This is a genomic window from Pseudonocardia sp. DSM 110487 (genome assembly GCF_019468565.1).
Lineage (GTDB): Bacteria > Actinomycetota > Actinomycetes > Mycobacteriales > Pseudonocardiaceae > Pseudonocardia.
Genome location: NZ_CP080521.1, coordinates 2,998,358 through 3,011,332, shown reverse-complemented (window position 1 = coordinate 3,011,332; position 12,975 = coordinate 2,998,358). Strand labels below are relative to the sequence as shown.

Genomic DNA, 12,975 nt, shown 5'->3' with positions numbered 1-12,975 from the left:
TGCTGGAGCGCGCGTTGCCACTCACGACCCCGTCGGGGATCAGGACAGGTGGGGACGCAACGCCTCGTGAACGGCTTTCGCGAGGTCGACGGCGTTGGGGGTGTCGGAGTGGACGCAGACGCAGTCGGCGCGCACCGGGATCTCGGTACCGTCGACGGCCGTGGCGACCCCGTCGGTGACGGCGCGCAGCGCCTTCCGCGCCGACGAGGCGGGGTCGAACGCGGCGTGCTCGCGGGTGATGATCAGCGAGCCGTCGGGGCGGTAGTCGAGGTCGGCGTAGTACTCGGAGATGAACCCGCCGGGGCTCGACCCCCAGACGCGCTCGTGCACGGTGCCCGACATGCCCATCAGCGGCACGCCGAACACCGCCGCCGCGTCGGCCACGGCCTCGGCCACCTGCTCGTCGCGGGCCGCCATCCCGTACAGCGAGCCGTGCGGCTTGATGTGGTTGAGCTCCATCCCCTGCTCGCGCAGGAAGCCGGCCAGCGCGCCGACCTGGTAGATCACGGCCGCGGTCAGCTCGTCGCGTTCCATCTTCATCTCGCGGCGGCCGAAGCCCTCGCGGTCGGGAAGCGACGGGTGCGCACCCACGCGCACACCGTGTTCCTTCGCGAGTGCCACCGTGCGCCGCATCACCTTGGGGTCGGAGGCGTGGAACCCGCAGGCCACGTTCGCGAGCGTGATCCACGGCATCAGGCCCTCGTCGTCGCCGCAGCGGTAGATGCTGAAGGCCTCACCCATGTCGCAGTTGATCGCCACCATTGTCGGACTCCCGTCATTGTTGGCGCGCCCTGGCAGTGTGACCCGCCCCGCTGACGGCCCGCCAGACCTTCTCGGGAGTGATCGGCATGTCGAGGTGCGTGACCCCGAGGTGGGCGACGGCGTCGATCACGGCGTTCACCACAGCGGGTGACGAACCGATCGCCCCGGACTCGCCGATCCCCTTCACCCCCATCGGGTTGGTCGGCGACGGGGTGACCGTCTGGTCGAGGGTGAAGCTCGGCAGGTCCATCGCGGTCGGGACGTGGTACTCGGCGAGCGTGGCGGTCTTCGGGTTGCCCGCCGCGTCGTAGAGGGCCTCCTCGTAGAGCGCCTGCGCCACGCCTTGGGCGATGCCGCCGTGCAGCTGGCCCTCGACGATCGCGGGGTTGACGATCGGGCCGCAGTCGTCAACGGCCACGTAGCGGCGGATCTCGACGCGCCCAGTGTGCGTGTCGACCTCGGCCGCGCAGATGTGCGTGCCGAATGGCCACGTGAAGTTGGGCGGGTCGAAGTGGTGGTCGGCGGTGAGGTTCGGCTCCATCCCTTCGGGCAGGTTGTTGGCAAGGGACGCGGCGAGCGCGACCTCCTGGATCGTGATCCCCGGCCCGGACGTCCCGGCCACCGAGAACCGGCCACCGGTGAACTCGAGATCGTCCTCGGCCGCTTCGAGCAGGTGCGCGGCGATCGCGCGGGCCTTCGCGGCGACCTTCCCCGCCGCCACGTGGACCGCGACCCCGCCGACGGGCAGGCTGCGCGAGCCGTACGTGTCGCGGCCGAACGGGGCGATCGCGGTGTCGCCGTGCAGCACCTCGACGTCGTCGGGATGCACGCCGAGCGCGTCGGCGGCGATCTGCGCCCACACCGTCTCGTGGCCCTGACCGTGCGGCGAGGTGCCGGTGACGACCTCGACCTTGCCGCCGACCGTCATGCGCACGGTCGCGGCCTCCCAGCCACCGCTCTGCAGCCGCACCCCGGCCGCGACCTTGGACGGCGAGAGCCCGCCGCTCTCGGTGAAGTTCCCGATGCCGATGCCGAGTTGCACGGTGTCGCCCGAGTCGCGGCGCTCGCGCTGCTCGGCGCGCAGCCACTCGTAGTCGACCAGCTGCATCGCCCGGCGCATCGTGGCCTCGTAGTCGCCGGAGTCGTACATGACGCCGGACGGCGCGGTGCGCGGCTCGGAGAACGGGGGGATGAGGTTGCGCAGCCGAACCTCCGCCGGGTCCAGCCCCAGCTCGCGCGCCAGGTCGTCCATGATCCGCTCGTGCGCGTACGCCGCCTCGGAGCGACCGGCGCCGCGGTAGGCGTCGGTGGGGGTGAGGTTGGTGAACACGCCCTTGCACTCGAAGGAGTAGGCGCCGAAGTCGTAGAGGCCGCAGTAGGTGAACGCGCCGAACACCGCGATGCCGGGTGTGAGCAGCTGCAGGTAGGCGCCCATGTCGGCGAGCAGCCGCACCCGCATCCCGAGGATCTTGCCCTCGCGGGTGGCCGCGACCGCGATCTTCTGGACCTGGCCCCGTCCGTGGGTCGTCGCGATGTGGTTCTCCGACCGCGTCTCGGTCCACTTCACCGGCTTGCCCATGCGACGCGCCAGCGCGAACGCGAGGGCCTCCTCGGCGTAGATGTTGAGCTTGGAGCCGAACCCGCCGCCGACGTCCGGGGCGACGACGCGGATCTTGCTGTCGGACACGCCGCAGATCAGGGCGAGCAGGTCGCGCACGAAGTGCGGCACCTGGGTGGAGGTGTAGACGGTGAACGCGCCGCCCACCGGCTCCGGGACGACCACGACCGCGCGGGGCTCCATCGCGGAGGGCAGCACCCGCTGCTGCAGGTACCGGCCCTCGACGACGACGTCGGCCTGCGCGAACGCCTCGTCGACGTCGCCGACGGCGAGCGGCCACGTGTAGCAGTGGTTGGTGCCCAGATCCTCGTGCACGAGCGGGGCGCCCGGTTCGAGGGCGGCTTCGATGTCGACGACCGCGGGGAGCTCCTCGTAGTCGACCTCGACCAGGCCGAGCGCCTCCTGCGCGGTGTGCGGGTTCGTCGCCAGCACGACGGCCACCCCGTCGCCGACGTGGTTGACCTCGCCCCGCGCCAGCGGCGGGTGCTCCGGGATCTTGATGTCCTCCGTGACCGGCCACCCGCAGGGCAGCCCGATCGCGAACTCGCCCGCGAGGTCCTCGCCGGTGAGGACGGCCACCACGCCGGGCAACGCACGGGCGGCGGCCGTGTCGACACCGCGGACCCGGGCGTGCGCGAGCGGGCTGCGGACGACCGCCATGTGGAGCGTGCCCGCCGGAGCGATGTCATCGGTCCACGTGGCCCGGCCGGTGATCAGCGCGGCGTCCTCGCGGCGGGGCACGCTCTGCCCGACGAAGCTCGGGGTCTCGGCGGTCTGGGTCATCTGGCGCGCCTCCTCGCTCGACGGAAGCTCCCAGAGTGTTCTGGGTCACGTTCCGCGGGAAGGGGTGATCGCCCGATTCACCCGGCCGCCGCCGACCACCCGTTGGCGCTCCCCAGCAAGCTAGGCGGTGGTAGTAGTCGAGAGCCCCCCACGCGACGCCGAACAGCGCGGCGTCGTAGAGCGACGCCAATCCCGGGTCCGCGCCGAGGTGCACCGCGTTCCCCAGGCTCGTGAGTACCGGCTGGTGGTCCTCGAACACGTCTCGTCGACGATGTCCATAGGGCCGACGGATGAGAGGTTCTATCGTGCAGACTCTTCTGATGGGAGGGAGGAGGGCGTGAACTCGACCGCACAACTCACCCCTCCAAGCGGGTCGTGACCAGCGATGCTGGCGCACCGACGCCGTCGGCGAGGCACACCGTCTCGCCGCATCTGACACGGCTGCTGCTCGAAGCGGGTGTCACCGCCGGTCTGGATCGGTCGGCGATCGCACGTGTTCCCGGCCTCACACTCCAGGACTGGAACTCGGTCCGGATCCCCACCGCCGCCATTTTGCGGGCCTGGGACCTGGTGTCCGTGCCTCTGCGGGATGCGGGCGGGAGCGGGCGGGCGATGGAGCTGTGGCGGCCAGGCAGTTTGGGCGTGTGGGACTACCTGTTCGCCACCGCCGACACACTCGGCGACGCGCTGCGCGCCAGCGCTCGTCATTTCGACGCTATCGCCGACCCCATCGACAAGGTCACCGTCGTCCGCGATGACGAAGGCGTGACGTTCGGCTGGGACGGACCGTACCGGGACGACGTCTCCTACCCCCTGATCGCCGAGTTCGTGCCGTCCATGCTGCTCACGGCAGCCGCCTGGGGTGCGGGGCGCCCGCTGACACCCGTGAGCGTGCAGTTGCCGCACCGTGCCCCGGCCCGGCATCGACGGCTGATCGATCTGTACGGCACCCGCCGCATCGACTTCGACTCCGACCGTCCGTCGATCACCTTCTCGGCAGCCGATGCCGAGGCGCAGCTCCCGCGAGCCGACCCGGTACTCGCGGGGATTCTGAGCAGCCATGCTCAGCGCACGGTCGCCACCGCCCGGCGGGTGCTGGGCTGGCTGGATCGGTTCCACGCCGTGCTCGAGAGCGCGTTCGCCGCCGGCCCTCCTGAGCTGAGCCAGGTCGCGCACCGGCTGGCCATGAGCCCGCGGACGCTCCAGCGCCGCCTGCGCCAGGAGGGCACGGGCTGGCGCGAGGAAGTGGACGGGTTCCGACAGCAGCGAGCGGATCAGATGTTGCGGGCGAGCTCGTTGAGCGTGGAAACGATCGCCGCACGAGTGGGTTACTCCGACCCTCGCGCGCTACGCCGCGCCGTTCACCGCTGGTACGGCCATGGCCCGGCGGCCGTCCGTTCTGACCCGAGTTGCACAGGTTCACCCCGGCGCGGTGATGGCGAGGAGCCGGTCGAATAGGGCGCGGGCGTCGCCGATGATCTGCGGGGCGGCGGTGATCGGGCGCCCGCCGACGTCGATGTGGACGGTCCGAAGCGGCCGGACGAGCTTCTTGATCGAGGCCCCGGTGGCGTCCTGCAGTGACGGTGTAGCGGTGCGGCGCCGGGACCCGACCTCGGTGAGCACTCCGACCGCGGCCAGCTTCGAGGTCGGCTCCACGATCCTTGCCAGCACCAACGCCCGGAAGGCTTCGTCGGCGACGGCATCGACTCCGAGCCGGCGGTAGGCATCGAGCCAAGACGTGCCAGAGGACCTCGCTGGCCGAGCCGGTCACTACCACACCGCCGTCGCACCGGAAGCCGTCTTCACCTTCCGGACGTAAGCCACCGGGCGAGGCTATCGATTAGTGCTCTCCCCCGCCTCCGCGCCGAAGCGCCGAGCAGCCCAACCCGCGGGGCTGCGCCAGATTCGGCTGTTGATGTCGCTGCCGCGGATCACCTGAATTCGCCAGGGCTCCAGGCGGAGAACGTGCAGTTCGGGGTCCGCGGGGCTCTTCCAGAACTTTCCCAGATTGTAGCCCGCGCCGGGTGGGCTGCCTGTGCGGTAGAGGTCCCATACCCGGGCTTTGACGTCGAGGTCCTCGACCCATTCCGCGACGGTGTCGATGCTCACCGCGTTCTGGCGCGGCGACCAGTAGGAGAACGTCGTGTGCGGGTTGCCCGCCAGATGGGCCGCCTTCACCGGGGTCCGGTAGGTGGCCAGCCAGCCGAGTGGCAGCCCGTCCAGCACCTCCCACACCGGGATCAGCACCCTGGCCCGTGGTCGTCCCTTCGCGTCCACTGTGGTCATGGTGGCGTACACGATGTCGCCGACGTAGGCGTCGAATGCCTCCCTGATCTCGCTGAACTCGGTCATGACACTTTCTCCAGCACGACGACGGGAATCTCCTGCTCGGCCATCCGGGCGTAGCGGTGGTAGACGGGCGCCTGCGCCGTCATCAGGTCCCACAGCCGTACCCGTTCGGCCCCGCTTGCCGTACGGGCTCGGATGCGGAAGCGGTCTGCGCGGATCTGCACCTCCGCTTCGGGATTGGCGACGAGGTTGTAATACCAATTGGGTAGCTCGGGGTGACCGAACGCCGAGCCGCTGGCCACGAGCACGTAGCGGTCGCCGTCCGACCCGAAGAACAGTCCCGTGCGGCGGAGCTTGCCGGTCTTTCTTCCCGTCGTGGTGAGTATCAGGTTGGTGGTGCCGCCTTCGAGGTAGCCGTCCCGGCCGTCCGTCGCGAGGTAGCGGCGGACGTGTTCGGCGACGGACCGGTCAGGGCTGTCGGTGATGTTCATGGCCTCACTGTGTTCGTTTCTGCGGAACGGCGTGGTGGGCGCGAGGTCGTCGGTGTGGGAGGTCTCGGCGGCACTGCTCATGCTGCCGCCTCTTCGTGCACCTCGGCGGTCGCCGGGCGGTCGGTGAGGGCGAGGAAGACCTCGTCCAGGCAAGTCAGGTGGCTCTGCCGCGTACGGGCATGCATGGCCTGCTCCCTCCTCACCGATGATCGTCTGCGTGATCGTGCTGGAACGTTACGGACGACGGCGGGCGCACAGGAGGACTGCGGGCGCCAGGAAGGGGACCGCAGGTGTCACTGATGGCTTGTCACGCAGCTTTGACCGGGTAGCTGGTCCAGATCCGGATTGGTGAGCCGACCGCGAAGTTGGACTTGGGGCGGGCGCGGGCGTTGCGCCAGCGCACGTAGGCGGCGATCGCGCTGTTCTGCTCGTCGTGGCTGCCGTGGTCGGTGCCGTTCACCCGAGCCGGGCGGCCGCCTGACCCCTGATGCCCGCCCGCCTACGGCGGGCGCGGCTGGCTGATCACCGGCTTCCGCCCGTACTGACGCTGGGTGTCCCGAACAGCTGACCGGCCATCCGCAGCGAGCTGTCGACGACCTCGAACCCGCGCGGGAGCATGACCCGCTCGTACGCCGCGACCGCGTCGACGAGCGACGAGCCGCGGGTCAGCTCACCGGCGAGCGTCTGCGCGTCGCGCAGCGCGGTGTTCGCGCCCACCCCGCCGGTCGGCGGCATGGTGTGGATCGCGTCGCCGAGCAGCGTGACCGGGCCGGGCTCCCACGCCTCGACGCGCTCGCCTGCCCGGATCGTGATCGGGAAGAACGTACTCGCGTCGGCGTGCGCGAAGAGCTCGCGGACGTCCGCGTGCCAGGCCGCCGTCGCGTCGATGGTGAGCCTCCAGAGCTCCTCCGGCGCCATCCGGAAGAGCTTCTCGTCCGACACTCCGAGACGTTCGGGCGTGGCGGTGAGGGTCGTCATGAGGTAGTCGGACGCGCCGTTCCCGGGCGGCGTGCGGAACCGGACCGGCGCGAACCCCGCGCCGTACCCGGTGCGGTCGGCCACCCAGGAGAACCCGCGGTCGAAGTCCGCGGGCACCAGCGGGTCGGTGGCCCCCGTGAGTGGCATCCGGCCGTACAGGCAGCGGACGCCGATATCGCGCACGGTGGCGTGCGGGAGCAGCTGCCGCCGCACCGCCGACCCGACGCCGTCGGCGCCGACCAGCAGGTCGCCCTCGTCGCTGCCGCCCTCGGCGAAGTCCACGCGCACCCGCCCGGACGCCAGCACCTCGTAGCAGGCCACGGTCTGTCCGAAGTGGACGATGTCGGCCATGCCGGTCAGCAGACCCTGCCGGAACGTGTACCGGTCCACGCAGGTGAGCTCGTCGTCGGTCGGGGTGAAGACCTGCGCCATCAGCTGCTCCAGCTGGTGCGTGTAGCCGGCCACGAGGTCGCCGTTGACGCCACTGGTGCGCCGCGCCAGGTCGAGGACCTCCTGCGGCAGGCACGCCGCCAGCGCGGCGTTGCCGTCGCGGTCGATGTGGATGCGGTAGCCCTGGTTGCGCAGCTCCGGCGAGGGATCCCGCTCGTACACCGCCACGTCCAGGCTCGTACGGCGCAGCGCCTGCGCGAGCGCCAAGCCGCCGATGCCACCACCGCTGATCAGGATGCGAGTCATGCCCGCAGCCTATCATCCAACTGTTTGATTGAGTCACTCGTACATCAAGGTTGTGCATATGCACAGTTCGGGAGGCAGATCTCGTGGGCCATCCGGCTTTCTTGGGCGAGGAGTGGCCACCATGCTGTGCGGAACGCCGACCTCGGAGGGCCGATGCACCTGACGCCCCGCGAACACGAGCGACTGCTGCTGGCCGCGGGTGCCGACCTGGCCCGTCGCCGCCTCGCTCGCGGCGCCCTCCTCGGGGCGCCCGAGGCCGTGGCGCTCGTGTGCGACGAGATCTGCGAGCTCGCGTGGGACGGCCTGTCGCACGAGGAGGTCGTCGCCCGCGCCCGCGAGCTGATCGAGCCAGGGCAGCTCGTCGACGGCGTCCCGGCCGCGGTGCCCGCGCTGCAGGTCGAGGCGCTGTTCCCGCACGGCTCGGTGCTGGTGCACGTGGACGCCCCGTTCGGGCCGCCGCCCACCGACGGTCCCGGCGCGGTGCGCGCCGCGGCAGGCGACGTCGAGCTGGCGCCCGGCCGCGAGCGGGCCACGGCGGTGCTGCGCAACACCGGCCACCTGCCGATCTGGGTCTCCTCGCACGTACCCCTCGATCAGCTGAACCCGGCGCTCCACATCCACGGGCCAGAAGGCCGCTACCGGCTCGACGTCCCGGCGGGCACCGCGGTGCGGGTGGACGCCGGGGCGGAGCGCGAGGTCGCCGTCGTCCGGATCGGGGGCACGGCGTGACCGCGATGGACCGCGCCGAATACGCCCGCCGCTACGGGCCCACCACGGGAGACCGAATCCGCCTCGCCGACACCGAGCTCTGGGTCGAGGTCGAGGCCGACGACACCGAGGCCGGCGAGGAACTGCTCGGCGGGTGCGGGAAGACCGCCCGCCACGGCGCACTCGTCTCGAGCTCGGCCGACCGCTCCTCCGCGCTGGACATGATCGTGCTCGGCGTCGTGCTGCTCGACCCGGTGCTCGGCATCCGCAAGACCAACATCGGGATCAAGGACGGCCGCGTCGTCGGCGTCGGACGCGCCGGCAACCCGGACGTCCTGGACGGCGTGACCCTCGACGTCGACGCGCACACCGCGATGATCACCGGGGAGGGCCTGCTCGCGACGCCGGGCATCGTCGACTCGCACGTCCACCTGTCCAACGCCGACCTCGCCGCTGCCGCGCTCTCCGCCGGCGTGACCACGATCGTCGGGATGGGCATCGGCGGCGTGTGGGACGTCGGCGCCAACCCCCGCCACAACCTGCACTCCCTCATCGCCGGCTGGGCGGACGTGCCGGTCAACGCCGCGTTCCTGGCCCGCGGGTCGTCCACGTCGGCAGGGCTCCTCGAAGAGGCGGTCCTCTCCGGCTGCGCCGGGTTCAAGGTGCACGAGGACTGGGGCGCCACCCCGGACGTGATCGACACCTGCCTCGGCGTGGCCGAGTCCGCCGACCTGCCGGTCGCCCTGCACACCGACACGCTCAACGAGTCCGGCTACCTCGCCGACACCCTCGACGCCGTCGGCGGCCGCACCGTACACGCCTATCACGTGGAGGGCGGCGGCGGGCACCCCGACCTGCTGTCGATCGTGTCCCGGCCCAACGTGCTCACCAGCTCGACGACCCCGACGCTCCCGCTCACCCCGTCCACCGTGGCCGAGCTGGGCCCGATGACGCTCACCGTGCACCGCGGCCACGCCCACGTCCCGAGCGACGCCGCGATCGCCGCCAGCCGCATCCGGGAGCACGCGATCTCGGCCGAGAACTGGCTGCACGACCAGGGCGCGATCAGCATCGTCAACTCCGACGCGCTCGGCATGGGCCGCATCGCCGAGACCGCGCGACGCACCTGGCAGCTCGCGTCCGTGCAGGCCGCGCTCGCCGGCGAGACCGGCCCGGAGGTCGCGAACAACGTGCGCGTGCTGCGCTACCTGGCCAAGCTCACCCACAACGCCGCCGTCGCACACGGGATCGCGGCGCACGTGGGCTCGCTGCAGCCGGGCAGGCTCGCCGACATCGCGCTGTGGAACCCGGCGTGGTTCGGCGCCCAGCCCGAGCTCGTGATCAAGTCCGGGTTCGTGGCGTGGGGCGCGGCCGGGTCCGGCTCCGGCTCCACCCGGCTCACGCAGCCGCGGCGGATGCGCGCCTTCTACGGCGGGCACGGCGGCGCACCGGCCCGGCTGGCGCACGTGTTCGTGTCCGGGCAGGCCGATCCTGCCGCGCTACCGGCGGGGCGCACGTACTCCCCCATCGCCGACAGCCGCGGTCTCACCTGCGCCGACATGCTGCACAACACCGCCACCCCGGACGTCGAGGTGGCGCCCGAGCCGATCCCGGTGCGCGTCGACGGCCGGGAGATCCCGCTGCACCGGTCCGCGACGCTGCCGCTCACGCGGCTGCACCACCTGGGATGAGGGGTATGGACGTCGATCTGGTCGTTCGCAACGCCGTGATCGTCACGGTCGACGACGCGGTGCCCCGCGCGCACACGCTCGCCGTGCACCACGGCCGGGTGCTCGCCCTCGATGCCGACGGGTTGCGGGGCAGGGTCGAGATCGACGCGCAGGGCGCCGCGCTCGTGCCAGGGTTCGGCGACGCGCACAACCACATGGCGTGGTTCGGGTCGTCGCTCGACGAGGTCGACCTCTCCGGCCTGACCGACCTCGCCACGCTCTACGACCGGGTCGCGGAGCGCGCCGCGGCGCTCGCTCCCGACGCGTTCGTCATCGGCGCCGGCTACGACGACACAGCGATCGGTGGGCACCCGCACCGCCGCGAGCTGGACCGGGCCGCGGGCGGGCGACCGGTCGTGCTCAAGCACCGCTCCGGCCATGTGACGACGGTGAACAGTCCGGTGCTCGCCCGTATCGGCGTGCTCGACGGAACGGCCGTCGTCCCCGAGGGCGGGGTCGTCGTGCGTGATGACGACGGTCCCACGGGCACCCTCGAGGAGCAGGCGCAGAACCTGGCGAGCGCGCTGCTGGTCCCGTACGCCACCGACGATCTCGCCCGTGCGATCGGCAAGGCGGCCGCGGTGTACGCGGCCGAGGGGCTCACCCACGTCACCGAGTGCGGCATCGGCGGCGGCTGGGTCGGGCGCTCCCCGCGCGAGCTCGCCGCCTACCACCAGGCCCGCGAGGCGGGCACGCTCACCGTGCGGGTGCAGCTCATGCCGGTGGCCGACGCCCTTCACCCGGTGGCGGGTCACGCGAGCGATCCGGACGGCATCGGCCTGGATCTGGGCATCCGCACCGGCTTCGGCGACGACCGGCTGCGCATCGGGCCGATGAAGATCTTCACCGACGGCTCGCTCGTCGCCCGCACCGCCGCCATGCACGAGGATTTCTGCGACCGCCACTCGCACGGCTACTTCCAGGACGACCCGGACCTGCTGCGCTCCCGCATCCTCGGCGCGCACGCCGCAGGCTGGCGGATCGCGGCGCACGCCATCGGCGACCGCGCGATCGACCTCGCCCTCGACGCGTTCGCCGAGATGCAGCGCACATACCTGCGCCCCGACGCCCGGCCACGCATCGAGCACGCCGCCGTCACCGCACCCGAGCAGATCGCGCGCATGGCGGAGCTGGGCGTCACGCCGGTGCCGCAGGTCCGGTTCCTGTACGAGATCGGCGACACGATGGCCGCCGCCGTCGGGCCGGACCGGGCCGCCGGGCTGTACCGCCACGCGAGCTTCCTGCGCGCGGGGCTGCGGGTGCCGGGCAGCTCCGACCGGCCGGTCGCGGCCGGTGCGCCGCTGCTGGGCATGCAGTCGATGGTGCAGCGACGGACGTCGAACGGGGCCGTGATCGGCCCCGACGAGCGCGTCGACGCCGCCACCGCCCTGCGCGCCTACACCCTCGACGCCGCGTGGATCGCGGGCGAGGAGCGGGATCGCGGCAGCCTCACGCCCGGCAAGCTCGCCGACTTCGTGCTGCTCACCGACGACGTCACGGCCGTCGAAACGGACCGGATCGGCGAGGTCGGCGTCGTCGCCACGTTCGTCGGAGGGCGCTGCACCCACGGCGCCGAAGAAACAGGCGCCGAGAAGCTGGCCCTGGACCAGGAGGGATGACACATGGCGGTCACCGTCACCGAAGCCGAGGCGCGCAAGGTCGCGTTCGGCGCGTTCGTCGGCACTGCGCTGGAGTGGTACGACTTCTTCCTCTTCGGCACAGCGGCGTCGCTCGTCTTCAACCGGCTCTACTTCGCGAGCGACGACGTCGTCGTGGCCACCGCGGGCGCCTTCGCGTCGTTCGCGGTCGGCTTCCTCGCGCGCCCGCTCGGCGCGGCGGTGTTCGGCCACCTCGGGGACCGCATCGGGCGCCGCAAGTGCCTGATCATCACGGTCGCCCTGATCGGGTTCGTCACCGGTGCGATCGGGCTCCTGCCCACCTACTTCTCGATAGGCGTCGCCGCTCCGGTGCTGCTCACGCTGCTGCGGCTGCTGCAGGGCGTCGCGGTCGGCGGGGAGTGGGGCGGCGCGGTGACCCTCGCCGTCGAGCACGCCCCGAAGGAGCACCGCGGCCGCTACGCCGCCATGCCGCAGATCGGCTCCCCGATCGGCACGCTGCTGTCCTCGGGCGCGTTCCTGCTGGTCTCGCTGCTGCCGCCGGAGAGCTTCGACGCGTGGGGCTGGCGGCTGCCGTTCCTCGCCGCGTTCCCGCTGCTCTACATCGCGCTGTGGATCCGGCGCAGGGTCGAGGAGTCGCCGCTCTTCGAGCAGCTGCTGAAGGAGGACGAGCTCGCCAGCTCCCCCGTCACCCAGGTGTTCCGCCACGCCCTCCCCCAGCTCCTGGTGGGCGCCGGGTCCGCGTTCCTCGGTATCGGCGGCTTCTACCTCATCACCACCTTCGTGATCAGCTATGGCACGGCCAACCTCGGCATGCCCCGGTCGCTCCTGCTCACCGCCACGCTCGTCGCGGCCGCCGTCGAGATCGTCGTGCTCGTCGTCGGCGGGCGGATGGCGGAGCGCTTCGGGCCCGGGCACATCACGCTGATCGGCGGGGTGGTCTCGGCGCTGGTCGCGTTCCCGACGTTCTGGATGATCGACACCACGAACCCGGCGCTCGTGATCATCGGCGTGACGCTCGCCGTCGCGTGCCTCTCGATCCCGTACGCGGTGTCCGGGGCGCTGCTCACCGACCTCTTCCCGGCGCGCCTGCGCTACAGCGGCGTGGCGCTCTCGGCCAACGTCGCGGGCATCGTGAGCGGGTTCGTCCCGCTGCTCGCCACCGCGTTGCTCACGGTCAGCGACGGGCAGTCCTGGTCGGCCGCGCTCCTGCTGGTGGTCATCGCCCTGATCACGGCCGCCTCCGGCGCCCTTGCCCCGCGGATCGCGCTCGCGCACGACGAGGTGGTGTCACGTTAGGGCTG

Annotated in this window: 12 protein-coding genes; 5 read left to right on the top strand and 7 right to left on the bottom strand. The window is 71.8% G+C overall.

The window, feature by feature from the left end; all coding sequences use genetic code 11:
• Positions 1–39: 39 nt before the first annotated feature.
• Positions 40–762, bottom strand: a complete 723-nt coding sequence (gene pxpA / locus K1T35_RS13875) for a 5-oxoprolinase subunit PxpA (RefSeq protein WP_220260576.1) — start codon at positions 760–762, stop codon at positions 40–42.
• Positions 763–775: 13 nt separating this feature from the next.
• A complete protein-coding gene (locus tag K1T35_RS13870) occupies positions 776–3,163 on the bottom strand; it encodes a xanthine dehydrogenase family protein molybdopterin-binding subunit (RefSeq protein ID WP_220260575.1) in 2,388 nt (795 codons plus the stop codon).
• A 375-nt stretch (positions 3,164–3,538) separates the two neighbouring features.
• Between K1T35_RS13870 and K1T35_RS13865 the strand changes: the two genes are divergently transcribed.
• Positions 3,539–4,621 (top strand): AraC family transcriptional regulator, encoded by a 1,083-nt coding sequence (locus K1T35_RS13865; RefSeq protein ID WP_220260574.1) that lies wholly within the window; start codon positions 3,539–3,541, stop codon positions 4,619–4,621.
• Here K1T35_RS13865 and K1T35_RS13860 read toward each other — a convergent pair.
• The 5 genes from K1T35_RS13860 to K1T35_RS13840 form a co-directional block, all read right to left on the bottom strand.
• Positions 4,583–4,819: a hypothetical protein gene (locus K1T35_RS13860; protein WP_220260573.1), complete on the bottom strand. Its 237-nt coding sequence runs from the start codon at positions 4,817–4,819 to the stop codon at positions 4,583–4,585. The genes K1T35_RS13865 and K1T35_RS13860 overlap by 39 nt on opposite strands.
• 177 nt (positions 4,820–4,996) lie before the next feature.
• Positions 4,997–5,515, bottom strand: a complete 519-nt coding sequence (locus K1T35_RS13855; protein ID WP_220260572.1) for a pyridoxamine 5'-phosphate oxidase family protein — start codon at positions 5,513–5,515, stop codon at positions 4,997–4,999.
• Complete coding sequence (locus tag K1T35_RS13850; protein WP_255621872.1) at positions 5,512–6,024, bottom strand: nitroreductase family deazaflavin-dependent oxidoreductase; 513 nt, start codon at positions 6,022–6,024, stop codon at positions 5,512–5,514. The genes K1T35_RS13855 and K1T35_RS13850 overlap by 4 nt, the downstream gene beginning before the upstream one ends.
• A gap of 226 nt (positions 6,025–6,250) precedes the next feature.
• Positions 6,251–6,403 (bottom strand): hypothetical protein, encoded by a 153-nt coding sequence (locus K1T35_RS13845; RefSeq protein ID WP_220260571.1) that lies wholly within the window; start codon positions 6,401–6,403, stop codon positions 6,251–6,253.
• Between the two features lie 62 nt (positions 6,404–6,465).
• Positions 6,466–7,617: an NAD(P)/FAD-dependent oxidoreductase gene (locus tag K1T35_RS13840; protein WP_220260570.1), complete on the bottom strand. Its 1,152-nt coding sequence runs from the start codon at positions 7,615–7,617 to the stop codon at positions 6,466–6,468.
• Positions 7,618–7,770: 153 nt separating this feature from the next.
• Between K1T35_RS13840 and K1T35_RS13835 the strand changes: the two genes are divergently transcribed.
• Genes K1T35_RS13835 through K1T35_RS13820 form a run of 4 tightly spaced genes read left to right on the top strand, consistent with a single transcriptional unit; the run spans position 7,771 to position 12,970 of the window.
• Positions 7,771–8,346 carry an urease subunit gamma gene (locus tag K1T35_RS13835; protein ID WP_220260569.1) on the top strand — a complete coding sequence of 192 codons (576 nt, stop codon included), beginning with the start codon at positions 7,771–7,773 and terminating at the stop codon, positions 8,344–8,346.
• Positions 8,347–8,351: 5 nt separating this feature from the next.
• Positions 8,352–10,016, top strand: coding sequence for an urease subunit alpha (locus tag K1T35_RS13830; protein ID WP_220260568.1), 1,665 nt, complete (start codon positions 8,352–8,354; stop codon positions 10,014–10,016).
• A gap of 5 nt (positions 10,017–10,021) precedes the next feature.
• Positions 10,022–11,674 (top strand): amidohydrolase, encoded by a 1,653-nt coding sequence (locus K1T35_RS13825; protein ID WP_220260567.1) that lies wholly within the window; start codon positions 10,022–10,024, stop codon positions 11,672–11,674.
• A 3-nt stretch (positions 11,675–11,677) separates the two neighbouring features.
• The gene (locus tag K1T35_RS13820) at positions 11,678–12,970 is read left to right on the top strand and encodes an MFS transporter (protein ID WP_220260566.1); all 1,293 of its coding nucleotides are present in this window, start codon (positions 11,678–11,680) and stop codon (positions 12,968–12,970) included.
• Positions 12,971–12,975: the final 5 nt, after the last annotated feature.